This window comes from Aliidiomarina iranensis, assembly GCF_003987135.1.
Classification (GTDB): Bacteria; Pseudomonadota; Gammaproteobacteria; order Enterobacterales; family Alteromonadaceae; genus Aliidiomarina; species Aliidiomarina iranensis.
On sequence record NZ_PIPJ01000001.1, the window covers coordinates 656,912 to 683,383 of the forward strand.

The 26,472-nt window shown below is 48.4% G+C and carries 21 protein-coding genes; 18 read left to right on the plus strand and 3 right to left on the minus strand.

Features of this window, described 5'->3' with window-relative positions; translation table 11 throughout:
* The first annotated feature begins 2 nt into the window (after positions 1-2).
* The 10 genes from gspF (at position 3) to CWE08_RS03025 (ending at position 7,707) form a co-directional block, all read left to right on the plus strand.
* Positions 3-1,223, plus strand: a complete 1,221-nt coding sequence (gene gspF, locus CWE08_RS02980; RefSeq protein WP_126765437.1) for a type II secretion system inner membrane protein GspF — start codon at positions 3-5, stop codon at positions 1,221-1,223.
* 2 nt (positions 1,224-1,225) lie between these two features.
* On the plus strand, positions 1,226-1,663 hold the full coding sequence (gene gspG, locus CWE08_RS02985) for a type II secretion system major pseudopilin GspG (protein WP_126765439.1): 438 nt from the start codon (positions 1,226-1,228) through the stop codon (positions 1,661-1,663).
* A gap of 8 nt (positions 1,664-1,671) precedes the next feature.
* Entirely contained in the window at positions 1,672-2,232 is a 561-nt protein-coding gene (gspH, locus tag CWE08_RS02990) for a type II secretion system minor pseudopilin GspH (protein WP_126765440.1), read from the plus strand.
* On the plus strand, positions 2,223-2,597 hold the full coding sequence (gene gspI / locus CWE08_RS02995; RefSeq protein WP_126765442.1) for a type II secretion system minor pseudopilin GspI: 375 nt from the start codon (positions 2,223-2,225) through the stop codon (positions 2,595-2,597). The genes gspH and gspI overlap by 10 nt, the downstream gene beginning before the upstream one ends.
* Positions 2,597-3,220, plus strand: a complete 624-nt coding sequence (gene gspJ / locus CWE08_RS03000) for a type II secretion system minor pseudopilin GspJ (RefSeq protein ID WP_126765444.1) — start codon at positions 2,597-2,599, stop codon at positions 3,218-3,220. The genes gspI and gspJ overlap by 1 nt, the downstream gene beginning before the upstream one ends.
* A complete protein-coding gene (gspK, locus tag CWE08_RS03005) occupies positions 3,217-4,236 on the plus strand; it encodes a type II secretion system minor pseudopilin GspK (protein ID WP_126765446.1) in 1,020 nt (339 codons plus the stop codon). Before gspJ ends, gspK begins: the two co-directional genes overlap by 4 nt.
* Complete coding sequence (gspL, locus tag CWE08_RS03010; protein ID WP_126765448.1) at positions 4,229-5,431, plus strand: type II secretion system protein GspL; 1,203 nt, start codon at positions 4,229-4,231, stop codon at positions 5,429-5,431. The genes gspK and gspL overlap by 8 nt, the downstream gene beginning before the upstream one ends.
* Positions 5,428-5,973, plus strand: coding sequence for a type II secretion system protein GspM (gspM, locus tag CWE08_RS03015; RefSeq protein WP_126765450.1), 546 nt, complete (start codon positions 5,428-5,430; stop codon positions 5,971-5,973). The genes gspL and gspM overlap by 4 nt, the downstream gene beginning before the upstream one ends.
* Before the next feature lie 84 nt (positions 5,974-6,057).
* The gene (locus tag CWE08_RS03020; protein ID WP_126765452.1) at positions 6,058-6,804 is read left to right on the plus strand and encodes a type II secretion system protein N; all 747 of its coding nucleotides are present in this window, start codon (positions 6,058-6,060) and stop codon (positions 6,802-6,804) included.
* A gap of 33 nt (positions 6,805-6,837) precedes the next feature.
* Positions 6,838-7,707: a mechanosensitive ion channel domain-containing protein gene (locus CWE08_RS03025; RefSeq protein ID WP_126765454.1), complete on the plus strand. Its 870-nt coding sequence runs from the start codon at positions 6,838-6,840 to the stop codon at positions 7,705-7,707.
* Positions 7,708-8,085: 378 nt separating this feature from the next.
* Here CWE08_RS03025 and xseA read toward each other — a convergent pair whose 3' ends face one another.
* On the minus strand, positions 8,086-9,444 hold the full coding sequence (xseA, locus tag CWE08_RS03030) for an exodeoxyribonuclease VII large subunit (protein WP_126765456.1): 1,359 nt from the start codon (positions 9,442-9,444) through the stop codon (positions 8,086-8,088).
* A 394-nt stretch (positions 9,445-9,838) separates the two neighbouring features.
* Here xseA and guaB point away from each other — a divergent pair, with 394 nt between their 5' ends.
* From guaB to tadA, 7 genes are all read left to right on the plus strand, one after another.
* Positions 9,839-11,305: an IMP dehydrogenase gene (guaB, locus tag CWE08_RS03035; RefSeq protein ID WP_126765458.1), complete on the plus strand. Its 1,467-nt coding sequence runs from the start codon at positions 9,839-9,841 to the stop codon at positions 11,303-11,305.
* A 106-nt stretch (positions 11,306-11,411) separates the two neighbouring features.
* Positions 11,412-11,636 (plus strand): hypothetical protein, encoded by a 225-nt coding sequence (locus CWE08_RS03040; protein ID WP_126765459.1) that lies wholly within the window; start codon positions 11,412-11,414, stop codon positions 11,634-11,636.
* A gap of 335 nt (positions 11,637-11,971) precedes the next feature.
* Positions 11,972-13,549, plus strand: a complete 1,578-nt coding sequence (guaA, locus tag CWE08_RS03045; protein WP_126765461.1) for a glutamine-hydrolyzing GMP synthase — start codon at positions 11,972-11,974, stop codon at positions 13,547-13,549.
* Positions 13,550-13,677: 128 nt separating this feature from the next.
* Entirely contained in the window at positions 13,678-18,117 is a 4,440-nt protein-coding gene (locus CWE08_RS03050; protein WP_126765463.1) for an ExeM/NucH family extracellular endonuclease, read from the plus strand.
* Positions 18,118-18,140: 23 nt separating this feature from the next.
* Positions 18,141-18,467 (plus strand): hypothetical protein, encoded by a 327-nt coding sequence (locus CWE08_RS03055; protein WP_126765465.1) that lies wholly within the window; start codon positions 18,141-18,143, stop codon positions 18,465-18,467.
* A gap of 172 nt (positions 18,468-18,639) precedes the next feature.
* Positions 18,640-20,037 carry a Na+/H+ antiporter NhaC family protein gene (locus CWE08_RS03060; RefSeq protein WP_126765467.1) on the plus strand — a complete coding sequence of 466 codons (1,398 nt, stop codon included), beginning with the start codon at positions 18,640-18,642 and terminating at the stop codon, positions 20,035-20,037.
* A gap of 51 nt (positions 20,038-20,088) precedes the next feature.
* Complete coding sequence (gene tadA, locus CWE08_RS03065; protein WP_126765469.1) at positions 20,089-20,610, plus strand: tRNA adenosine(34) deaminase TadA; 522 nt, start codon at positions 20,089-20,091, stop codon at positions 20,608-20,610.
* Here the strand turns inward: tadA and CWE08_RS03070 are convergent.
* Together CWE08_RS03070 and mltF are read right to left on the minus strand one after the other, a co-directional pair.
* Entirely contained in the window at positions 20,600-20,782 is a 183-nt protein-coding gene (locus CWE08_RS03070; protein WP_126765471.1) for a hypothetical protein, read from the minus strand. The genes tadA and CWE08_RS03070 overlap by 11 nt on opposite strands.
* Positions 20,779-22,227, minus strand: coding sequence for a membrane-bound lytic murein transglycosylase MltF (gene mltF, locus CWE08_RS03075; protein ID WP_241973812.1), 1,449 nt, complete (start codon positions 22,225-22,227; stop codon positions 20,779-20,781). Before mltF ends, CWE08_RS03070 begins: the two co-directional genes overlap by 4 nt.
* Positions 22,228-22,378: 151 nt before the next feature.
* Between mltF and purL the strand changes: the two genes are divergently transcribed.
* Positions 22,379-26,290, plus strand: coding sequence for a phosphoribosylformylglycinamidine synthase (gene purL, locus CWE08_RS03080; protein WP_126765472.1), 3,912 nt, complete (start codon positions 22,379-22,381; stop codon positions 26,288-26,290).
* Positions 26,291-26,472: the final 182 nt, after the last annotated feature.

The following is a 26,472-nucleotide window of genomic DNA, read 5'->3' on the forward strand; positions in this document are numbered from 1 at the left end:
TTATGCCAGCATTTTCCTATGAAGCCCTCGATAAACAGGGCCTGAAAAAAACAGGTGTGCTAGAGGCCGATACTGAGCGGCAGATTCGTTCGCAACTGCGCGAGCAAGGTTTACTACCCCTTAGCGTTGAAGCCGCTAGTGCAGAAGAAAAAGGAACATCGCGTAAACGCAGCCTCTTTCAGCGCAAGATTAAAACTCATGATCTAGCGTTAATCACTCGCCAGCTGGCTACCTTGGTGGAAGCGGCATTGCCCATTGAACAAGCATTGTTGGCTGTCGCCGAGCAAACCGATAAGCCGCGCTTGCAAAAGATGTTGATGTCGGTGCGAAGCCGTGTTGTTGAAGGGTACAGTTTAGCCGATGGCATGCGCGATTTCCCGGGGGTGTTCGATGATTTGTATTGCGCCATGGTAGGCGCGGGCGAAAAATCTGGGCACCTTGATGAGGTGCTTAACCGTTTGGCTGATTACACCGAACAGCGGCAAGCAATGAACAGCCAAATCACGCAAGCTGCCGTGTATCCTATCGTGTTATCCATAGTGGCTTTCGGTGTGATTGCATTCTTACTTGCTGTAGTAGTGCCACAAATTGTTGATCAATTCGATAGCCTCGGTCAGGAGCTGCCCATGATTACGCAAATTCTTATCGCGATTAGTGATTTCTTACGCAGTTACGGTGTCTATCTGTTTTTTGCATTTTTAATTGCGTTTTTTGCCATAAAGCGCTTGTTACAAGTAACACGATATCGCTACATGTTGCACAAGCGCCTCTTACATTTACCTTTTGTAGGTAATTTAGTCCGTACGGTGAACACTTCACGCTTCGCACGAACATTGAGCATCCTCTCGGCCTCAGCAGTACCGCTGCTCGAAGGTTTGCGAATTTCCGGCTCAGTACTCGGTAATTTACGTATGCGCGAGGTAGTTGAAATAGCCGCCGATAGGGTTCGTGAAGGTACCAGCTTACGCGCGTCCCTAGCGGATAGTAAGTTATTCCCACCTATGATGTTGCACATGATCGCATCAGGTGAAAAAAGTGGTGAACTTGAGCAAATGCTGCGCCGCTGTGCAGATAACCAAGATAATGAATTTTCTGCGGTAGTGAATATTTCCTTAAAAGTATTTGAACCCTTGCTCATCGTAACGATGGCCTTTGTGGTTCTTTTTATTGTTTTGGCGGTGATGCTGCCAATACTCGCTCTTAATACAATAGCAGGTGGTTGAAGATGAGAATGAAACAGCAAAGTGGTTTCACCATGCTAGAGATGATGGTGGTAATTGTAATTTTAGGCATTATGGCAACCTTGGTTGTGCCGCAAATTTTCGGTCAACGGGAACAAGCTGATATGCAAAAAGCAGTATCCGATATCACAGCTTTGGAAAACGCGATGGAAATGTATCGCGTGCAAAATGGTATTTACCCTACAACTGAACAGGGCTTAGAAGCACTGGTTGTTGAACCACAAAGCGATCCGCGGCCGCGGAATTATCAAACGGATGGCTATATTCGCCGTTTACCTGCAGATCCTTGGGGCTTTGAATATCGCTTGTTGAGCCCAGGCCAAAATGGCCGGTTTGATATCTTCAGTGTGGGCCCTGATGGTCAACCGGGCACACAAGATGATATCGGTAACTGGAATATGCACGATAGAGAAGAGAACTAAGCAACTTTATGCGGAAAAGAGCGCGTGGTTTCACTTTAATTGAAGTGATGATGACCATTTTAATCATTGGCGTTGCGGCTATGGTGGTGGTATTTAACACGCCTACGCAACGCTTTGGTGATAGCGCCGAAGATGCCGCTGAACGGTTTCTCCAACAAATGCACCATGCCCGCGAGCAAGCCTTATTGCGTAATTACGTTTACGGTATTGAGGTGGAAGACAACAGTTATAGTTTCTATCGATGGGAAGAACAAGCTTGGCAGTTGGTTACTGAAACGCCGTTAGCGCCGGTAACAGCGCCGGAATTGGTTTCTATTGAGTTGGAAATGGGTGATTTCCGCCTACTTGATAATATGGAAGACGACCGCGATGCCATATTTGGCCGTGATGTCCGCCGAGATAATCAAGAAGAGGAAGTGCCAAAACCAACGATTTTGATTTTTGAAAGCACGGAATTCGTGCCCTTTAGCTTACTTTTCACTAATACAGAAACAAATACCAGCATATTTGCAGTAGATGGGCGCAGCGGTATTCAGCTTCAACTAGAGGAGCGGGATACATGGTATTAAAACATCGTGGTTTCACTCTGGTAGAAACTATGTTCGCCTTGGTGATCTTTTCGCTTGCGGCACTTGCGGCGCTAAACGTTGCCACCGAACAATTACGCAGTACCGGCATTTTAGAAACGCGCTATTTTGCTCAGCAAGTAGCGAGTAATCGTTTAGCAGAATTACATGCAAATACTCGTGCAGGTGAATGGCCACCACGCAATGAAGAAACCGGGAGCGCTGAAATGGCCGGATCGGAGTGGTTTTGGGAACAGCGAGTATTGGAAACAGTTACCGATGATTTGCGTGAGGTAACGGTTATGATTCGTGAGCGTGAAGATGGCCCTGTTGTGCTAGAACTTAGTGCGTTCGTAGGGCGGCGTTAATGGCTCGGGAGTTACGGCAACGCGGTTTTACGCTGATTGAAGTGCTAGTGGCTATGTCAATTTTAGCCATCATCGGGTTAGTGAGCGCAATTGTACTTACGCAAATGTTAGATTCCGAAGAAGTGAGCAAGGCTCGGCATGAACAATTAAGCGAACTGCAGTTTGCGATGCTCACGCTCGATCGTGATGTGAGGCAAATGGTAGTTCGAACAGTGCGGGCGAATCCAGAAGAGAGCCAGCGCTATTATGTAACCAATGATGCCGATTTAATTGATAGTGATAGTGGTGGTTTGGCCTTTGTGCGCGCAGGTTGGAGTAACCCAGATATGATGCTCCCGCGCAGTGAGTTGCAGCCTGTGGTTTATCGTGTTCGCGAGGGCGTATTGCAGCGTTTATATCGGCCGTTTGTAGATGATGTAAGCGGTGATCAAAGTATTCAAAATCTCCTTTCGGGCGTGGAATCGTTGGAAGTGAGCTTTTTACATGCGGGTCAGGAAAGTGATCGTTGGACACGGCCAAACGATTTACCTGATGTGGTTATTGTGCGGCTAGAGTTAGCGAGTTTTGGTTCCATTGAGCGCTGGCTCCTCACCTCGGGTGAGAAACCGGAGCCACTGCCGTGAGATATACAAGCGCAAGAATAAGGCAAGCAGGGCGTTCCCGAGGGTTCGCCATCATCACGGTACTGCTAGTGGTTGCATTAATCGCCGTGTTGGCTATTCAAATGAGCAGCCGGCTGCGAGTGCAAGTAGCGCGTATTGCTAGTAGCGATTACGCTGAACAAGCCTATTGGCATTGGATGAGTGCCGAGGCGTTAGTACGGCAAGTATTACTAATTGAACTAGAGCAAAATGAAGGGCAAACCAACTTATCGCAAAATTGGGCTACTGCGCAGGGCCCTTACCCGGTTCGGGGTGGCATGATTGCTGGCCGTATTCGCGATTTACACAGTTGCTTTAATCTGAATAGTTTATACACCGATGAAGAAACAAATGCTCAGTTTTTAATGGCACAAGAACAGTATCGAGCGCTGTTAACGGCTCTTGAAGTCGATGAATTTACCGCCGAGCGGGTTACCAGTACGTTGATTGATTGGCTCGATAAAAACACTGAATTACACAGTTCACTTGGCGCTGAAGATGCGGATTATGAATCGTTGCCGCAACCTTTTCAGGCTGGCAATAATTTGCTTTCGCATATTTCTGAATTGCGGCAAATAGCGGGTTATAACCGCGAATTGTATCAACTGATTAAGCCCTATGTATGTGTTATTCCAGCGGTTACTGAGTGGCAGTTGAACTTAAATACGGTAAAAGATACTCAGCCAGAAATAGTTATGGCATTTTTTCGTGGACAATTAGATCGCACCGCCGCTGAGAGTTTGTTGCGGGAACGGCCAGATGATGGTTATTCTGATGTTGAATCAATTCGGCAGCAAGGCGAAATACAAAATTTAGAGAACGATGGCACCAGTTTGAGCGAGCTTGATCAGCTTATCGTTGCCAGTGAATATTTTGAATTGCAGGCGCAAGTGCAATATGGTGATTTAGAGTATTACGGATTTAGCCAATTGCGTATTTTAAATGGCGTGGCTCATGTAGTGCATCGGTCCCGTGGAGGATACGAACAAGATGAATGAACAACTAATTATTCGTTTACCAGCGGGTGAACAAGGCCCGGTAAGCTGGTTGGTTTGGCACAGCGAAGAAGCCAGTGTTGTTGCCAGTGGCGAATTAAAAGATATTGCGGAACTAGGCGAGCTTACGGAACGCGCACAAAATCGTGAATTACGCGTTTATGTGAGCTCTGCGGCTATTGGTTTCCATCAAGTAGATTTACCAGCAAAATCGCGCCGTCATCTCGACCGTGTGATCCCCTACGCACTTGAAGATGAGATAGCCGAAGATATTGAGCAACTTCACTTCTTCTGGCCTGATATGTTGCCAAAAGAAAGTGCTATACCGGTATTTGTGGTGCGCCGAGATCAAGTAGAGCGCTGGTTAAATCAGCTCTCTGGTGCCGGTTTGCACACCACAGTGATGTATCCGGATATCTTTTTGTTGCCGTTGCAACAAAACGTTTGGAGCATGGCCGTGTTCCCCGGTGCGTTTGGCAAGGAATGGGTTATTCGCCAAGATGCTTGGCGCGGTATTGTGCTTGAACCTGAACTTGCGATGGGCATGCAGCCGGAAGAAAACGAAGTATTAACAGAAATTAGTGCCTTCGGGGATATCGAATGGCCACAACCACCGGCCCCACTGATAGCGAAAGATCCGGCGCTCCCCTTACAACTTGCGGTGCACAGCCAACCGCAGAGTGTGAACATTTTACAGGGTGATTATCAGCTGCACTCTGGTGGCAAAAAAGATTATAGCTTCCTGAAGTTTCCGAGCATCGCCGCAGCGGTATTTTTAGCCTTGCTCTTTGTTAATGAATGGATGGGTGCGGTAGCGCTTGAGCGCGAAGCCGAGCTTGTGCGCAGCCAATACGAGGAACTCTATCGGCAAACCTTCCCAGAAGATAGCCGCATTGTTGATATTCGTAGTCAGCTTGCGCAGAAAGTAGGAACAGGTGGCGCTGGGAACCCCGGGCAAGTTTTACAAATATTACAGCAGTTGCAACCGGCGTTTAATGATGTGCCCATGCAACTAACCATGTTGCAATATGATCACAGCCGCGGTGAATTACGCATGCAAGCTAATGGCGAGAATTTTCAATCATTTGAACGTTTTTCTCGAATCGCGCGTGAGCAGAATTTAGACGTTAATCAAGGCCAGCTTAACAGCCGAGGTGGTCAAATTAACGGCACTATTATTGTTAGGGTGGGAGTATGAGTAAACTTAAACAGTGGCTAACCCCGCTCACACAGAAGGTAGCACCGCCACTTATGCAAGTGCGAGCGAAGGCTTTGCAGCGTTGGCAATTATTGCAACCCCGCGAGCAAACTATGCTGCAATTAATGGCTGTGGTGATTGCCATTGCGTTGCTTTGGTTTGCGATCTGGCAGCCTCTGCAAGAACGCACACAAAGAGCGGAAGCCGCGCTAGAGAGTGAATATAACACCCAAAGCTTTGTGGAAAACCAAATCGCCCAAGTGTTGCAAGCGCGCAATAATCAACAGGGTGGCAGCAGGGTAAATGCTAATCAATTGAGCGGCGTTGTAACCACGCTTACCAATGAGCTGGAGCTCGAGGTAGCGCGGATGCAGCCTCAGAATGATTCACTGTTGCTCGTATTTAATGAAGCCGATTTCACAAACTTGTTAGAATTACTGGCGCGCTTGAGTGAACGTCAAGTTGTGATTGAGGCAGTTGATGTATCAGAAACGGATAATGCGGGTATTGTTCGCGTGCGTCGTTTATTGATTCGCGTTTAACGGCAGAAAATCTGCCCTCGCGCGTTTATTAAGTGCCTTTTAAGCTACAAAGTGCTGTAGAGAAAAGATAACTGGAGTATCTTCATGATAAAGAAATGGCAGCTGATTAGCCTTGTTGTGGCCGTGTATTTAGTTGGGCTAATTGTGCTTTTTCCCGCCAAAGTAGCACTTTCTTTTGCCCCTATTCCGGCGAACGTTAATATAAATCGAGTAGAGGGTACGATTTGGCGTGGTTCTCTAGGTTACCTAGAAAGTGAAGGGTTAAGTTTTCACGATGTGAGCTGGCGATTAAAATTTACGGATTTACTGCGTTTGCGAGCAACCGCCGATGTGAATATTCCAAGCCACCCGAATAACCTTCTTCAAGGCCAAGCCCAGTTACAGGCTAGCGGCAATAGTATCCGTATTCAAAATGCAAATTTGGCTGCGAATTTAGAAGATATGCTGGTACTAAGCCCAGTGTCATCACCGATTCCTTTGCAAGGCGGTGTGAGTATGAATATTTCCGAGTTTGAACTGGGTAACCCAGTATGCAACGCTTTTGTTGGCCAAGCATATGCCATTCAAGTTCAGGCCCGGCTCGGTTCGAGCTGGCAAAATCTTGGTGATTACGAAGCGCAACTTGGCTGTACTGATGGGCGCATAAGTGTGGATATCCCTGAAAACAACCTCCTAGGCTTGAGTGTAACGGGGAGTTTTGCGCCGACAGGTATCGATTTTCGCATCGGTATAGCACCGCAACCCAGCGCGCCACAGGGTATTCGCGATCTCATGCAATGGCTGGGTGAAGCGGATAGTCAAGGTCGAAGATATTTCAATTTCCGGCTATAATGCAGAAAAACTCATACAATTAAGGGTATAACCATGGATCAAGCAGTGAACTGGCTCGTTGAAAACCAAGAAGCAATTTTGCTTTTTGCTGGTAAGTTCGTTATTGCACTCGCTATCGTGGTGGGTGGTTTCGTGCTCTCCGGTATTCTTACAAAGAGCATGAAAAAGCGTTTAGATAAAAGCAAAATCGATAACGCGGTTGTATCTTTTATGGCGGGGATTATCCGCACGATTATCATCATCGCTTCATTACTCATGGCGCTTTCTCATGTAGGTGTGCAAACCACCTCGTTCATCGCTATTTTAGGTGCTGCCGGTTTAGCTGTAGGTTTGGCTTTACAAGGTTCACTTTCAAACTTTGCTTCTGGTGTGCTCATCATGATTTATCGTCCGTTTAAATCGGGTGATTATGTAGATGCGGGTGGTATCGCCGGCACAGTTGAACGCATTGAGCTGTTTATTACTGTTTTGAAAACACCGGATAATAAAATTGTCATGGTGCCGAACTCCCGTATCACGGGTAATGAAATCACTAACTTTTCACAGGAACCGATTCGCCGCGTTGATATGGTAATTGGTGTTTCTTACGATGCTGATCTGAAAAAAACCAAAGAAGTTTTAATGGAAGTAATCAGCTCGGATGAGCGCATGCTTCAAGATCCAGCACCTCGAGTATCAGTTAATGCACTGAATGATTCCTCGGTAGATTTTATCGTTCGCCCTTGGGTGAAAAGTGAAGATTATTGGCCAATGTATTGGGATAGCATGGAGCGCATTAAAAACGCACTTGATGCTAATGGCATTGGTATTCCATATCCGCAAATGGATGTTCACTTGCACCATCCTGAAGGCCAAGTGAGCGAGCTTCGTATCGCAAACCCCGAAAAGCTCGAACAAAAATAAGCCTGGTGGTTGCTGTGGATGCATCTTCCGGTGTGGGAGCTAGCATTCGCAGGGATGCCGAATATACATCCTTGTAGGCTTGGCTGCCGCATGGAGCTCAGTGGCTTCCGCGGGGTCTGTGGGTGCCAGCCAGAACCGCTCAAGCACATCCATGTGTCGCTGTGATCCGCGCCATCCTTGGCGCGGACACTTCTGGCTAGCACCCACAGACCAAGCTCGCGCCACTGAGTTCCATGCGGCAGACACCCTGCGAACGCTAATCTCCCACCTCGAAACATTCAGCCAAGCCCCCAGGGATGGGTTTACGGCGTCTCTGGATCGTGAGGGGCTTAAGCGGAATACAGCTGTTGCCTTGGCGAAGCCTTGCCGAGAGCTGGATTATTCTGGCTTTATGTTTTCGATGCGGCTGAGGATTTCGCCGTTGGCGAAGCGGGTGCGCAGTTGATCGCCGGCTTTGAGGTGATTTACATCGCGAATAATATTGCCCGCGTTATCGAAACTGATGGTGTAGCCACGCTCAAGGGTTTGTAAGGGGCTTACCAGGCCCAACGCTTGTTGGTTTGCTTGCATACGCGCATTCGAACGATTCAGCTGCGAGGTAATGGCTTTTATTGCGCGCTGTTGATATTGCTCGCGCAGAGCCTTTTCTTTTTCAATGCGAAACGCTGGGTTTACTCGAACTAGCCGTTGCTGCATTTGTGTTTGCACTTGTTTGGATGTTTGCAAATTCCGGCGCAAGCTACGCTGCAAGCGGCTGTTGAATTCATCGAGTTGCTGCGCTTTGGTTTGTAGGCGTTGCTGCGGGTTTAGTGGAACCAAACGGCGCTTTGCGTGCTGCAACATCAGGTTGCGGCTCTGCCGATATTGCTGCCAGGCTCGTTGTAAGCGCAATTGTGTTTGCGCCAGTGAGCGCAAATACTCGCTGCGATCTTGGCTCACGAGTTCTGCGGCTGCCGAGGGCGTGGCGGCGCGCACATCGGCTACGAAATCAGCGATGCAGAAATCAACTTCATGGCCAACGGCGCTGATAGTGGGGATAGGCGATGCGGCAATATCTCGCGCTAGCGCTTCATCGTTAAAGCACCACATGTCCTCCAGCGATCCGCCGCCCCGCGTTAGTAGCAAAGCATCCACCTCGTTGCGATTCAGTGCAATAGCAAGTGCTTGGCGGATTTGCTCTGCTGCGGTGGCGCCTTGTACTTGGGTGGGGTAGATGATAACTCTGAGTTCGGGGTCGCGACGTTTTAGTACGCTCAGAACATCACGAATAGCGGCTCCGGTGGGTGAAGTGATAATACCTAAAGTGCGAATCGGTGTGGGTAGGGGGCGCTTATTTTCTGCTGCAAACAAGCCTTCGGTATTGAGTTGCCGCTTTAAAGCTTCGTATTGCTGTTGTAGCAAGCCCTCACCGGCAGGCTCGAGTTGATCGATGATGAGCTGATAATCGCCGCGTGGCTCGTAGAGGCTGAGCCTGCCACGAACTAATACTTGCATTCCGTTCGCTGGACGTAATTTCACGCGGGCGTTGTTGCCACGGAACATAGCGGCCCGAATTTGCGCGTCTTTATCTTTTAAGCTGAAATACCAATGCCCAGAACCGGGCGCTGAGAAGTTGGAAATTTCTCCGAGAAGCCACACAGAACCCCATTGCGATTCAAGTAAACGCCGCACTTCACTGTTTAATCGGGCTACGGTGAAGATTTTTCGTTGGCCATTGCTATTGCTATCGGGTTGCATCAGTAACACCTTTTCACATACTCAGTATTGGCACCTATGATAGCGGAATCTCGATGGAATGAAATGGTGGATTTTAGTTATTATTAGCCAAAAATTGGTTATTATTCGCCAAAATTGGGGCGCTGTTTTATACTTCAAAGAACCCACTCCCAAAAACATCCCAGATTATACTTGTAAGAACGCCCCAGCAAACACGCCAAAAAAATGCTGTAAGAATGCCTTAATTTACGCCGTAATTTACATCCTAATGAACGCTTAAAAAAATATGTTGCGAAAAAGTGAACATAAATTAAGCAGCCGGAAACGAAGATTTTAGTTTACTGAGGGCCTCATTGTGAGTAAAATACCGCCGCAACATTGATCCAGTCATTCACCTCTAGCGAGAGATGTTGCCATGCTACGATTAGCTCAAGAAGCACTTACCTTTGATGACGTTCTATTACTGCCTGCGCATTCTTCTGTTTTGCCGCATACAGCCAATCTGAACACCCGTTTAACACGTTCAATTTCGCTTAATATTCCAATGGTCTCTGCGGCCATGGATACAGTAACGGAAGCTGATCTCGCCATCGCACTTGCCCAAGAGGGCGGTATTGGATTTATTCACAAGAATATGAGCATCAGTGAGCAAGCCGCTCACGTGCGTAAAGTGAAAAAATACGAAAGTGGTATTGTTTCCGATCCTGTAACCGTTACCTCCAAAACCACGATTAAACAAGTCAAAGCCCTTGCTGCCGAGCATGGTTTTCAAGGTTTTCCTGTGGTTGATAATAATCGTTTGGTGGGCATTGTTACCGGCCGTGATACGCGTTTTGAAGAAGCAAATAACAAAACCGTTGCCGATGTAATGACCCCAGAAGAGCGCTTGGTTACCGTCACTGAAAATACCAAGAGCAAAGATATTCTGAATTTGATGCATAAACATCGAATTGAAAAGATTTTGGTAGTGAATGATAACCACGAATTGCGTGGCATGATTACCTTAAAAGATTTCGAGAAAGCGGCGAACAAACCGAATGCTTGTAAAGATGAACAAGGCCGCTTGCGGGTAGGCGCGGCAGTAGGTGTTGGCGCGGGTACTGAAGAACGTATTGCTGCTTTGGTTGACGCAGGTGTAGATGTGGTATTGATTGATACCTCTCATGGCCATTCTGAAGGGGTATTGGAGCGTGTTCGTGCAACTCGTAAAGAATATCCTGAATTAAATATTATTGGTGGCAATGTGGCTACCGCAGAAGGTGCGCAAGCACTGGCCGATGCGGGTGTTGATGCAGTGAAAGTAGGTATCGGCCCAGGCTCAATTTGTACCACGCGTATTGTTACCGGCTGCGGTGTTCCACAAATTACTGCCATCTCAAATGCGGTAGCGGGCCTTGAAGGGCGCGATATTCCAGTTATCGCCGATGGCGGAATTCGCTTTTCAGGTGATATCGCCAAAGCCCTTGTTGCTGGCGCAAGCTGTGTAATGGTTGGCAGTATGCTGGCGGGCACCGAGGAATCTCCCGGTGAAGTAGAGCTATATCAAGGCCGTTACTACAAATCCTATCGGGGTATGGGTTCTTTGGGCGCCATGAACCAAAGCCATGGCTCTTCCGATCGTTACTTCCAATCTTCGAATCAAGCTGAAAAGTTAGTGCCGGAAGGTATCGAAGGGCGCGTAGCTTACAAAGGCCCAATTGCGAATATTATTCACCAGCAAATGGGTGGTTTGCGTTCAGCGATGGGCCTTACTGGTTCTGCGGATATCGAAACGCTGCGCACGAAGCCACAATTTATCAAAGTAACATCAGCGGGCATGGGTGAATCGCACGTACACGATGTACAAATAACCAAAGAAGCACCAAACTACCGCATGGGCTAAGTTGCCTATGTTGAAAGCGGCTGCACTGGGTGGCTTCCGCGTCTAGGTTGGGTGCCACCGGGAACCGCTCGAGCACGTCCATGTGGCGCTATGATCCACGCCATCCATGGCGTGGACATTTCCCGCCGGCACCCAACTAGACGCTCGCGCCACGCAGCGCCGCCGCTTTCAAAGGCAACGAGGCAAGGTAGCTTCCGCATCTACGTTGGGTACCACCGGGAACCGCTCGAGCACATCCATGTGGCGCTATGTTCCACGCCATCCATGGCGTGGACATTTCCCAGCGGCACTCAACGTAGACGCTCGCGCTACCCAGTGCCGCCGCTTTTAAAAGGCAACGAGGCAAGGTTGCTTCCAAGTGAGCCGTAGGTGCCAGCGGGAACCGCTGGAGGTAAGGTTTCTATGGGCGGCTTAGAAGCGATAGAATGAATTTATATATAGGATGATGATAATGCTGCGCTCGTTACACGAAGTTGAGAGCGCGAGTGGGGTGGCATAGCCATTGCTGGAATGTCCGCGCCAAGGATGGCGCGGATCATAGCGTCACATGGATGTGCTTGAGCGGTCCAGCAATGGCTGTGCCGCCCCACGGAAGCTGGCTTCCGTAACTTTCCGCAGCATTATTATTATCCTAGAACCTTGAATTAATTAGATATTGGGAAAGCCATGACACAGGATATTCACCAGCACCGAATTTTGATACTTGATTTTGGATCGCAGTATACACAGCTTATTGCGCGCCGAATTCGTGAAATTGGCGTTTATTGCGAGCTCTGGGCTTGGGATGTGGATGCCGAAGATATCAAAGGCTTTAAGCCAGATGGCATTATTCTCTCGGGTGGCCCCGAGAGCGTGCCAGAGGCGAACTCGCCGCGGGCGCCAGAATATGTTTTCGAGGCAGGTGTGCCGGTGTTTGGAGTGTGTTATGGCATGCAAACCATGGCTGCACAACTCGGTGGTGCGGTTCAGGGCTCTAATTTACGCGAGTTTGGTTATGCGCGGGTTGAGCAAATTGCGGATTGTAAGTTGTTTGCGAATATCGAAGATGGCGTAAGTAAAGATGGTTTGCCGCTATTAGATGTGTGGATGAGCCACGGCGATAAAGTAGGCGCAATTCCAGAGGGCTTCAGAACTGTAGCGCGCACGGATACATGCCCACATGCAGCTATGGTGAACGAAGAAAAGCAATTTTATGGTGTGCAATTTCATCCGGAAGTAACTCACACACGCCAAGGCCAGCGCATGCTTGAACATTTTGTGCTGGATATTTGTAAGTGTGAAAAGCTATGGACACCGGGCGCGATTATCGACGATGCAATCCATCGCATTCGTGAACAAGTAGGCACTGAAAAAGTAATGCTGGGCCTTTCCGGCGGTGTTGATTCATCGGTAACGGCTATGTTGCTACATCGGGCAATTGGTGATCAGCTTACTTGTGTATTTGTGGATAACGGTTTATTGCGTTTAAACGAAGCTGATCAAGTGATGGAAATGTTCGGCGATCATTTCGGTTTGAATATTATTCGTGTGGATGCTGAAGATCGTTTCCTAGATGCCCTAGCGGGTATTGATGAGCCAGAAGCGAAGCGCAAAGCAATTGGACGCTCGTTTATTGAAGTGTTTGATGAAAAAGCGAATGAGTTAACTGATGTGGATTGGTTGGCGCAAGGCACGATCTACCCCGATGTTATAGAATCGGCGGGCTCAAAAACTGGTAAAGCGCATGTGATTAAATCTCATCATAACGTGGGTGGTTTACCACCGGGTATGCGCATGAAGTTGGTGGAGCCGTTACGGGAATTATTTAAAGATGAAGTGCGTAAAATCGGTCTTGAACTGGGTTTACCCTACGATATGTTGTTCCGCCATCCTTTCCCTGGGCCGGGCTTAGGCGTGCGAGTGTTGGGCGAAGTGAAGAAAGAGTATTGCGATTTACTCCGCCGTGCAGATGCTATTTTCATTGAGGAGTTACACAAAGCGGAGCTTTATCACAAAGTAAGCCAAGCTTTTGCCGTATTCTTGCCGGTGCGTTCAGTAGGCGTAATGGGCGATGCGCGTAAATATGATTGGGTAATTTCTTTACGTGCGGTAGAAACCATCGATTTTATGACGGCGCATTGGGCACATTTACCCTACGAACTTTTGGGCCGAGTTTCGAATCGAATTATTAACGAAATCGACGGTATTTCTCGAGTTGTATACGATGTATCTGGAAAGCCTCCCGCTACTATTGAGTGGGAATAGTGAAGCTTATCCGTTAGTTGAGTGTTTTTCACTATACAAAATGATGTAAAGATTTTGTAATAATCAAGCGCTATACTCCAAAGCCATTTTAATTATTTTAATAACTTAAATATGCTTGGAGCTACCTCATGAAGGTTTTCATTAAGGCGCTATTCACGGCTGCACTGTTGTTGCTCGCAACAACAGTGCAGGCTAACGATCGCGAAGTACTTGGTTACTGGAGTTTTAACCAAGGCGAATTCACGGAAAACTCATTTCCTTTAACCCCCGATGTTGGTAATCGCGCTATGTTCACTTTGGTGAATATAGGTGATTACGCTGATGGTATCGCCGATTTTACTGGCACAACAACGAACCGTTTAGATTCTAGCTTTCCAGCTGGCCGAGATTTAGCTATTCGTGGTGGCACGGATACCGCAAATAATGGTGCATCATTCGAGTTAATGATTGATATGACCGGGCTGGTGGATTTAGAAGTAAGCTGGGCACAACGTGGTTCAAGTACGGGCTTCGTTGAGCGCGTTGTGGCCTACTCTTTAGATGGTGAAACCTTCACAACAGTGGAGACCGATAGTGGCGCGTTAAGTAGCAGTTACCAAGCTCGCAGCTACGATTTATCCGCTATCAGCGAACTTAATGATCAAGCAAATGTGTTCGTGCGCGTAACCCTAACAGGTGCAACGTCTACCAGCGGTAATAACCGCTTTGATAACGTGCAAGTAACGGCTTTAAGTGCGGCCGATGCCGACCGAATTACCGTATACAACAAAGATTTTAGCTCAAACCCATTTGAGATGGGCTGGAGTGAAGTTGCTGTATCTGGCGAACAGCGCTGGGATTGGAACGGTAGCTTTGGCAATATTTCTTTCTCACCTTTTGTTAGCGGCTGCCAAGCTAATGATAACTGGTTGATCTCACCTGCGATTAACCTTGATAGCCAAATCGATGAGCGCTTGAACTTTGATATCGCGCGTGGCTTCCCTGGTGATAACCCGCTTGAAGTTTACTACACCACGGTGCCGCAAAACGGTGATGCGGTTAACCCAGAAGATTGGGTATTGCTCACTACTGTTAATAGTAGTGATTTCTCGAGTAATAACGCACCGGAACGCTTTGCTGGTTTCGAGGAACTGCAAGCTCTAGAAGGTGTTGCCCATATCGCGTTTCGTTTTAATTACGAAAGTGGCGAATGTGGCACGTGGCGAATCGCCCAGTTGGATATGAGTGCGTTAATGGCGCCTTTCGATCCAGTTGAGTTTGCTTGTGGTGCGCCAGTAACTCGCATTCACCAAGTGCAAGGTTTTGGTTTCCAAAGTCAAATGCAGGGTGCCCAAGTTCAAGTTGAAGCAGTAGTAACGGGTGTTTACCAAGATACCAGCGACGGTGGTTTAGGCGGCTTCTTCTTGCAAGAAAAATCAGAAAATGCCGATAGCAACCCCCTCACCTCAGAAGGCATCTTTGTATATGATGCTGGTTTTGGTGTGCCGCTTGCGGAAGGTGATGTAGTTCGGGTGCAAGGCACGGTAAGCGAATACTTCTACAATACGCAAATTAGCGATGTTACTAATGTAGAAATCTGTGCTACCGGTGAGCTCGATACCGTTTCCGCGGCGAATTTCTCGTTACCTATTGAGAACTTCACTGATTTGGAATCGCTTGAGGGTATGCTCGTGAGCAGTGAACAGCCGCTCACGGTTACTGAAGTATTCAGTGCTGTGCGCTTTGGTGAAATCCAAGTATCTAACGGCCGTTTATTTGAACCAACGCAGGTTGCAGCGCCGGGCGAAGCTGCTCGTGCAGTATTGGAAGAAAATGCGCGAAACAAATTAATATTTGATAACGCGCGCACCGGCACCTACCGCACCCCATTCTTAAGTGGCATTGATGGTAGCGAAGTTAATTTTGAAAACCCAATTCGCAACGGTTTCTTGGTGGAAACTGATGTAACTGGCCACATGGGGTATAGCTTCGGTTCTTATCGTGTGCACGTGGGTACTGAAATTCCATTTGTGCAAGGTGCCAACGAACGGCCAGAGCCAGTGGTTCGTGCTGCAGGTAGCAACCTGCGCTTGGCAACCTTAAACGTTGAAAACCTGTTCACCACTTTAAGTGGTAGCTGTGGCCCGAATGAACTGAGCTGCCGTGGTGCATCAACTAGCGAAGAATTGGAATTACAATTAGCCAAGTTAACCGGTGCTATTGCGGCATTAGATGCTGATGTAGTGGCATTGGTGGAAATTGAAAACGACGCTGATGATTCTACGCTGCAAGCGCTAGTTAACGCGTTAAATGAAAACCAGGGTTCTGAAGTTTGGGATTATGTAGCAACAGGCTTTGTTGGCACGGATGCTATTAAGAACGGCTTTATCTACCGCACTGAAAGTATTGCCACCGTAGGTGATTTCGCAGTTCTTGATAGCAGCGTGGATCCTGATTTTGATAGTTCCCGCCAACGCCCTGCGCTGGCACAAACATTCATTGCTGATGATTTCTATCAGTTCACGGCTGTGGCATTGCACTTACGAGCGAAATCTTGCTCTGGTGCTTCCGGTGCGAACAGCGATGCAGGTGATGGCCAAGGCTGCTGGAATGAGTGGCGTACGCTTTCTTCACAAGCCTTAGCTCGCTGGTTAGATAGCAACCCAACGTCGGCTGATAGTGATCATACCATTGTGTTAGGTGATTTTAATGCCTATGCGCAAGAAGATCCTTTAGCAGCGTTATACACAAATGGTTACGTGAATGCGGCGATTGCAGCTAATTTTGATAATCCAGAAGTGTATAGCTATGTGTTCCAAGGCCAATCAGGTAGCTTAGATCATGCCGTAGTGAATAGTTCTATGGCGCAAAATATGGTTGATGCGCGCGCTTGGCACATTAACAGCGATGAGCTTCCGGTGTTTAATTACACACTAGGAAACTTACCTTCTAGCTCGATTCCGAAGCCAGCAAACTTCACTGGTACTGCACCATTCCGTTCATCGGATCATGATCCAATCGTGGTTGATTTCTTCTTTGAAACACCGGCGCCGGTTGATCCTGAAACAGCGTTACCACGCGGCGTAAACTTGCCAAGTAACGCTACGGTTGAACGCTTCACCGTACCGGGTAGTGAGAATACGAGCATTGAAGTTCGCTATGAAATGGGTGAGCGGTTAGTGGATGCTAACTTGTTGGTGAGCCCAAATAACCGCGTACTGGAACTACAAGTAACTTCTGCTGTGCATGATTATCAAGTGCATTTCGCAGCGGCTGCAGAAGCGATTACTCTTGCAGAAGATGGCATGTGGGAAGTTAAAGTGGGCAATCATACCTTGCATGTTTTAGCCGGCAACGAAATGCCACTAGCGCTAACCACTGCAAGTGAAACAGAAACCACTAGCGTTTACGCCAACGAGCAAGCAGAGATCGAGTTTACTGCCGATTACCAAGCACAAGTAATCACCGATGATGGTTATGAGCAATTGCGTGCGGTAGTTACAACGAATGCTGGTTTAGCTAACTTCTTCTCTGTAATTGAAGGAAGCCTAACCTTAATTAGTAGTGCTGATGCGGGTGTGTCGGCAGAATCTGCGATAACAGGCGCATTCGCAATCACTAAAGGTGAGCAAAACTTGTTGCTAGATAGCATGGGCAACCTAACGCTTGATGGTGAAGCTCAAACAAGTGGTGTGAGTTACCTTTGGGCAGGTACTGAGTTGCAATTAATTGATGCGGTGATTGAAGGCAACGCGTTGAGTATAGCAACGGCTGATGGTGAGCTGATCAACGTAGATTTAGGGCCTCAGCCTATTCAAGATACCCAGCCAACCAGTAACAACATGGATGGGATAACGGCGAGTGGTTGGCAAACTGATTTGTTCGGTGCTGTTTACTCTGCCACAGTAAATAACCTTGAACTTGAAGTGCTAGCTAACGGCGCACTGTTCATAGAGCAATGGTTAGATGATGTGGCCTCTATGTTCTCAAGCTCAGTGGCTGGTGTAACAGCAAATGTTGTACCGGCAGAACTCGTAATACCTTTGGCAAACGATGATTTCGTAGCCCGATTCACTGCCAGCAACGATGTATTGAACTTCGCTTTAGATGCCAACGGCTTTATTGAGTTAACGGCCGAAGGCGCGGAGGTTGCGGTGCATAGTGCGGGTAGCCAAGTTGGTTTTACGGATACCGAGCATGGTGTTGTTGAATACGCTGCGGGCGATGTTGATGTGCATTTCAGTGTTATGCCGCAACAAGTGCACAGCACGCGCACAAACTTTAGCGGTGAAACCTTAATGGTGAATGCCGAAGGCTTCTTGGCTACTGGCGCGTTAATGGCAACGGAAGATGGTTATGAGCAACAGATAGCGGTGCAAAATGAAGAAGGCTTGAGTGCCCGCGTTATCATGTTGAACAGCGAAATTATTGCGCGCTTCGAGCAATGTACAGAAAGCTGCACTACTTTGGGTGATGTGTTACCAAGCTCGGTAACTATTCCAGCAGATGCAAGTATTCACTTACATGATGAAAATGGCGTAAACGCGCGTATTCGCATGAGAGTGAGCAACCCAATCGTATTTGAATAAGCAGCGAGAAAAGAGGATATTTTATGAAAATTATCATTAATACGGCACTTAAAGCTGCACTCATTATGGTTGCTGCGTTCGGCTTAGCCGCCTGTGGTGGCAGCGATGGCCCAACGCAATTTGATACGGTAAATCCGCCGCAAGCTACACCGGCACCGGAACCAGAACCTACGGATCCGGAACCGGTAGTTGTGAGCTTGGAAATCAATGATGAGTTCGAGATTCTAGCGGGTGATGAGTTACGTCCAGATGGTGAAGCAGAAGTAGAGTTTCGCGTTAATGCGGAAACGGGCGCTCGTTTTGTTACCTTAATTTCAGGTACCGCAGAAGTAGAGCGTGCGCCGGAATAATTAACGCCAAAATAACCAATAAGGCAGTAATCAAAAGCCACTCGTGCACACGAGTGGCTTTTTTCATGCTGCGGCACAAACGCCTTACCCATCATGTTATTTTTGCGCTAAAGTTTTGTTTTAAGTTTAGTGATAGAATCGCAACATAACAAAAGCAAATAAGGCCTACTTCATGAATACAGAGCTCGGTTGGTTAAGCTTATTACCATCATTGTTAGCCATTCTTTTTGCCATCATCACGCGGAAGGTGGTGTTAGCTCTGTTGGGTGGTGTGCTTTTGGCCCACGTGTTGTTATTTATGCCGAGCTTGGGCACTGGTGTTATTTCCGGGGTAAGTAGCTTAGGTGAAGTTCTCATCGACCCTTCCAATCAGCTTATCTGGGGTTTTACTTTAGCCATTGGCGCCTTGTTTGGAGTGCTCGAACGCGGTGGCACCTTTCGCCACTTTGTTGCCGCCTTGCAGCAAAAGCAGTTGGTTCCGAATAAGCGCCGAGCGCGAATGTTTACCTGGATCTTGGGGGTGTTGGTGTTTATTGAATCCAATGTTTCCATCATGACATCAGGTACCACTTCACGCCCAGTTTACGATCAACTGGGGATTTCTCGGCAGAAATTAGCCTATCTCATTGATTCTACCTGCGCACCGATATGCATTTTGATTCCTCTGAACGCTTGGGGCGCCTTCAATATTGGCCTTATCGGGAACCAAGGAATTAACGATCCGATCAGTACCTTTGTGGCGTCCATAGGCCTGAACTTTTACGCCATTATTGCCTTATTTCTCGCGCTCTTTGTGGCTTGGACGGGCTGGGCATTCGGGCCAATGAAGGGTTTTGAACAACAAGTCAGTAGCAACCATGTGCAAAAGCCCATGGCAAAAGTGAATAATGAAACGGTGAATAAAGGTGCGCTGTACACCGTTATTATCAGCTTGGTGACTATGGTGCTGATGGTGCCGGTTATGCTCTATATTACTGGGGAAGGGCGCATTGTTTCCGGTGATGGCATGGTGAGTGTGTTCACCGCTATTATGGTTGCGCTTGGCATTGCCATCGCCGGCACGGTATGGAGCTTGGGCGCATCGAGCAAAGTTATTCTAAGTGCAATTTTGCGCGGAGCTTGGAAGATATTGCCACTTGCCATTATTTTGTGGGTTGCCATTGCCCTCGGCGATGCTACCCGTACCTTGGGGTCTGGCGAATACCTAGCCGGCATTTTGAATGCCAGTTTGCCTATTTGGCTGTTGCCCGCTTTAATTTTCCTATTATCAGCGCTTACCGCCTTTGCCATTGGTTCAAGCTGGGGCACTTTTGCTATTATGTTGCCGCTTGCCATTCCGCTGGCGCTCGGCCTCGATCTTCCAGTAGCGTTATTCGTGGGTGCGGCGCTGGCTGGTGGCATCTTCGGTGATCACTCATCGCCCATTAGTGATACCACAATTATCGCTTCGTTAGCTTCTGGCTCCGAACACATCGATCACGTGCGAACCCAGCTACCCTATGCCCTGTTAGCCGCAACCTTGGCAACCGCTGGTTATATTGTGGCGGGGATTTGGATTGCCAGTGCCTAAACTGCCGGGTTTAAACATATTGCCGTTGCATGAGAAAGGAAATAAGTACAAATGAGCACAGACTTTACTTCGGCAGCGCAACAGGAACTGGATGAAGTTTATATGCGCAAAGCCATCGCTTTGGCAGCACAGGCCGAAGCCGATGGCGAAGTGCCTGTGGGTGCGGTATTAGTGCACAACAACGAAATTATTGGGGTTGGCCGCAATCGCGTAATTGGGGGCTGCGATCCCTCGTTGCACGCGGAGTTTGAAGCCATTCGCCAAGGCGCCCAAGAAATCGGCAACTATCGATTATTAGAAACTACCTTGTATGTAACGCTCGAGCCGTGCCCAATGTGCGCAGGCTTGCTCGTGCATAGCCGCATTGGCCGTTTAGTGTATGGCACGCCAGATCTGAAAACAGGCGCTGCGGGCAGTTTAATGAACTTACTCCAACACCCGGAGCTGAATCATCAAATTGCAATCACCAGTGGCGTGTTGCAAGCCGATTGTGCCGTACAGCTCTCGGGCTTCTTTAGTGCCCAGCGGGAACGCAAAAAAGCACTAAAAAAGCGCTTAAAGCCTAATCTTTAAGCGCCTGAAAATCCAAATATTCTGGATCTGGCGTATGCGGGCAAACAGGTGGCCGCAACTTGGTTTCGGTAAGGTAAAACCATTTATTTCGGCGATCTACAATGTTTCTGCTATGGCGCTTCCATAATTGCCGGCGGCGTTCATTTTTGATGAATCTGGATTTTAGTTTCATTGCTCTTCAGCCCTTTCCGCAGGTTGTGTAATGTTGGCGTAATCTGTGTCTGAAACGGGCAACCGCCCCTGTTCATCGAGCCATACCAGCGTATCAAAGTAACGGCGAATATTCTCTACGTATTTAACCGGTTCATCGCCTCGAGCAAAGCCAAAGCGCGTAGTGCGATAGAATTGTTTTTGCCGAAGCAGGGGTAAACGCTCACGAACATCAATCCAATAATCGGGGTTTCCACCTTGGCGCTGAGTAATAATTCGCGCATCCTCCAAGTGTCCCAAACCCACGTTGTAAGCGGCAAGTGCTAACCATGTGCGATCCGGCTCTGTAATGCGATCAGGTAAGCGCTGATGTAACCGGCGCAAATATTCGGCACCACCACGTATGGCTTGCTGGGGATCTAATCGGCTATTCACCCCCATATCTTGCGCCGTAGGCAGGGTTAGCATCATTAACCCGCGCACGCCGGTAACCGAACGCGCACGTGGGTTCCAGTGTGATTCTTGATAACTTACCGCGGCTAGTAAGCGCCAATCTAAATCACCGGAATATTCTTGAAAATAATCTAAGTAGTTGGGCAATACCTGCTCGGTAGCGGCAATAAAAGCACGTGTATCTACGAAATTAAAGTTCGCCACATGGCCAAAATAGCGGTCGATCAGTTGCGCGATTTCGCCACCCTCGTGCTGACGGCCAATATATTCAACCGCTGCCGCGTAAAGTGAATCATCATGGCCACCGCGAAATGCCCAAGCTATAGGCACAGAATCGCGAGTAGTAAACGCAATACTTAGATTTGGAAAAGCACGGCGCTTAATGTCTAAATGATGAGAATCGGCAATGGTGTAATCGTATTTCCCTTGAATAACATGCTCAAGAATTTCATCGGCATCATAGAGGTGAGTACTTGTCCATTGTAAATGCGGATAAGTTTTGCTCAGCTCGCGCAAGTGTTCCTCATGGCTACTGCCCGCAACTACACGAATCGTGCCGGTTACATCATCCCAATTACGTGGGCGATTTTGCGCGCCTTGGCGAAAAACCAGTTTTTGTTCAACGTTGTGATAAGCCGGGGTAAACTTCAACCACTCTAAGCGCGGTTCGGTTACATCAATGCCCGCAGCAACAAAATCAATGTCACCGTATTCAAGTTTGCGCCATAAATCACGGAGCTCGTAACTCGTGCTCATTTCCAGCTCTACCCCTAACTGGTTTGCTAGGTTAGCGGCTAACTCAAACTCGAATCCTGTTTCTAAATTATCTGCCCCATAATAGTAATTCACTGGGCTCATCATGGTGCCAACCCGCAACACACCGCGTTCTTGGATACGCTCCAATTGATTTTGATCCACGCGCTCGCGGCCACAACCCGATAGGCTAAATATCAGTGCAAGGAGCAAAATAATAGGCATTGCCGGCCAAGCGCTATCTTTTGAAACAAGGTTCATGGCTGTTGTTGCAACTCGGTTGATAGTTTCATACCGCTAGTTATAACAGAACAACACGATTTCTGCATTGTCATTTATGTCGCAACTTAGTGTCATTTTCTTTATAATATGAGCCCATCTTCATTCCTCAAAGTAATCTGGAGCTCAACCCGTGGATATCCTTCGTGGTTCACCTGCTTTGTCCGATTTTCGTGCCGAGAAGCTTAGTCAACGTTTACACAGCGTAGGCTTACCAATTAATGCCATTTATGCTGAGTTCGTGCATTTTGTGCATAGCACGAAAGAGGGGGCTAACGCTGCATTAGCAGAAAATGAAAAGCAAGTTTTAGATAAACTACTCACCTACGGGCCACAGCGTGAAGCACATACACTAAGCGGGCACTTAATTCTTGTAACGCCGCGCATTGGCACCATTTCGCCATGGGCTTCGAAGGCAACGGACATTGCCCACAATTGCGGCTTGAGTAATGTTGAGCGAATTGAACGTGGTATTGCCTATTATTTAACAGGCAATTTAAACCCTGAGCAGCTCAAGCAAGCGAGCGCGTTGTTGCACGATCGCATGACAGAGAGCACATTCTCAGATTTATCTGATGCTGCGGCACTTTTTACCGAGCAAAGCCCAGCACCTTTTACGTCGGTAGATATTATCAACGCAGGGCGGCAAGCCCTAGTTGATGCCAACCAAAGTTTAGGTTTGGCATTGGCGGATGATGAAATTGATTACCTCACAGAGAATTTCGAGAAGCTAGGCCGCAACCCGGTTGATGCCGAGCTGTATATGTTTGCTCAGGCAAACTCCGAACATTGCCGGCATAAAATTTTTAACGCTTCATGGACAATCGATGGTGTAGCACAAGAAAAATCATTATTTAAAATGATTAAGCGCACCTATGAAGTAACGCCTGAATACGTGTTATCGGCCTACAAAGATAATGCCGCGGTGATGGTAGGCTCTGAAGCCGGCCGTTTCTTCCCCGTAGCGGGCAGTGCCGAATATCATTATCACGGTGAGCCGATTCATATTTTGATGAAAGTGGAAACTCATAATCACCCTACCGCGATTTCACCCTATCCTGGCGCAGCTACTGGCTCAGGAGGAGAAATTCGTGATGAAGGCGCCACTGGTATTGGCGCAAAACCAAAAGCAGGGTTGGTTGGCTTTTCGGTTTCGAATTTACGTATTCCCGGATTTGAGCAGCCTTGGGAAGAAGATTTTGGGCGCCCAGAACGCATTGTTAGTGCGCTAGATATTATGATTGAAGGGCCACTGGGCGGTGCCGCGTTTAATAACGAATTTGGCCGGCCGAATATTCTTGGTTACTTCCGCACCTATGAAGAGAAAGTAAACAGCTTCAATGGCATGGAAGTACGGGGCTACCACAAGCCTATTATGATCGCGGGTGGTTTAGGCAATATCCGTGAAGAACATGTAGAAAAGCACGATATTCCGGTAGGGGCGCCTCTTGTTGTACTCGGCGGGCCGGCTATGAATATTGGCTTGGGTGGCGGTGCGGCCTCTTCTATGGCCTCGGGCGATTCCTCTGAAGCGCTGGATTTTGCCTCGGTACAGCGGGAAAACCCAGAGATGGAACGCCGTTGCCAAGAAGTGATTGACCGCTGCTGGCAGCTTGGTGAAGAAAACCCAATTGTATTTATTCACGATGTGGGTGCCGGCGGTTTATCTAATGCCTTGCCTGAATTAGTGAACGATGGTGGCCGCGGTGGCGAGTTTAAATTACGCGCGATTCCAAATGATGAACCGGGCATGTCGCCAATGGCGGTGTGGAGCAATGAATCGCAAGAGCGTTATGTTATTGCGATTGCGCCGGAACGCCTAGCCGCGTTTGAGCAAATATGTAAACGCGAGCGTGCACCCTTTGCGGTAGTAGGCGAAGCCACAGAAGCGCAAACTCTACGTTTGTACGATGAAGTATTTGATAATTACCCGGTGGATATGCCACTCAATGTGCTGCTGGGTAAAACGCCCAAAATGCATCGAGAGGCCCAATCCAGCAAAGTAGAAAATACCGCGTTGGCTACGGATACGATGCAAATAGCGGATGCCGTAAATCGCTTGTTGCGCTTGCCGGCTATCGCGGAAAAAACCTTTCTAATTACGATTGGTGATCGCAGCGTAACAGGCTTGGTGGCGCGGGATCAGATGGTTGGGCCTTGGCAAATTCCGGTGGCTGATTGTGGTGTTACGGCCGCCTCATACGATAGTTATGCGGGCGAGGCTATGTCGATGGGTGAGCGCACCCCAGTGGCATTGCTGAACCATGGCGCTTCTGCGCGTTTAGCCGTAGCGGAGGCGATTACGAATATCGCTGGTACCGCGATTGGTGATTTTAAACACATTAAACTTTCCGCCAACTGGATGGCACCTGCGGGCCACCCAGGTGAAGATGCTGGATTATACGAGGCGGTAAAAGCCATTGGCGAGGAGCTTTGCCCAGAGCTGGGTATCACTATTCCGGTGGGTAAAGATTCTATGTCGATGCAAACGCGTTGGCAGGAGAACGGCAAGGATAAGGCGGTTATATCGCCACTATCATTGGTGATAACCGCGTTTGGCCGAGTAACGGATGTGCGCAAAACGGTTACCCCCATGCTGCGCAGTGAACGCGATGATGCACGTTTAGTATTGCTTGATTTAGGCCGCGGGAAAAATCGCTTAGGTGGCTCTGCGTTAGCGCAGGTTTACCGTGAGTTGGGTGATGTGCCGGCTGATTTAGAAGCCCCTGCGGAGCTGCGTTTCTTCTTTGAGTTAACACAAGAGCTGGTAGCTAACAAAGAGCTTTTGGCGTACCACGATCGCTCTGATGGTGGTGTTTTCGTAACTGCCGCTGAAATGGCTTTTGCTGGCAACTGTGGAGTTGAGTTACAGCTACCGAATAATGTTGATGCGATTGCTGCTCTGTTCAGCGAAGAACTAGGCGCTGTGTTGCAAGTGAGCGCGGAAGTTGCAGCGCAAATTCAGGCGAAGTGCGAAGCGGCCGGTTATGCGGATATGTATTTAGATATTGGCCGCGTGAGTAGCCAAGATGAGATTCGTATAGTGCAAGCTGATACGATTATTTATCAAGAGAAGCGTTCAGCATTGCGTGCCATATGGGCAGAAACAACGCACCAGATGCAGCGGTTACGTGATAATCCGGCTTGTGCTGATGAAGAATTTGTAGCCAAGCAAGATGTAAACAATCCTGGTTTAAGCGCGCAATTGAGCTTTGATCCGGCAAAAGATGTGGCGGCATCGCATATTTTAAAAGGCTTCTCACCGCGTATCGCAATTTTGCGGGAGCAGGGTGTAAATTCCCATTATGAAATGGCGGCAGCATTCGATAGAGCCGGTTTCACTGCGATTGATGTGCACATGAGCGATATTCTTAGTGGCCGCGTTACTTTGGATGGCTTCCAAGCATTGGCTGTGTGTGGTGGTTTCTCTTACGGTGATGTTTTGGGTGCAGGCGAGGGCTGGGCGAAATCTATTTTGTTTAACGCCAACGCCCGTGAGCAATTTGCAAACTTCTTTGCTCGTGAAGATACGCTCACTTTGGGTGTGTGTAACGGTTGCCAGATGCTTTCAAATTTACATGAACTGATCCCAGGCACGGAGCACTGGCCCCATTTTGTTACCAATCGCTCTGAACGTTTCGAGGCGCGGGTGGCCATGGTTGAGGTGCAAGATAACAATTCACCGTGGTTCAGCGGCATGGCAGGCTCGCGAATGCCTATTGCGGTTTCCCATGGTGAGGGCCGGGTAGAATTTAGCCGCGGTGATGGTAATGCTGCGCTTGCGGGCTTGGCGAAAGGCAAGCAGGTGGCTTTGCGCTATGTGGATAACTATGGCGAAATAACGGAAACCTATCCGGCGAATCCGAATGGCTCGGTGCAAGGCATTACTGGCCTCACCAGCGCCGACGGTCGGGTGGCAATTATGATGCCTCATCCGGAGCGAGTATTCCGCGCCATTAGTAATTCATGGTACCCCGAATCCTGGGGCGAAGACGGCGCCTGGCTGCGCATTTTCCGCAACGCCCGCCGCTACTTCGGCTCGTAACCCCCAGGCTTGGCTGCGCACGGAGATCAGCGGCTTCCGCTGGGCCTGTGGGTGCCAGCTCAGTTTCTGGGAGGTTATGTGCTAATCCGGGACGCCGTAAATACGTCCATGTAGGCTTGGCTGCCGCATCCATGCGGCAGACACCCGGCTTCTCACATAACCTCCCAAAAACCCGCCAGCAC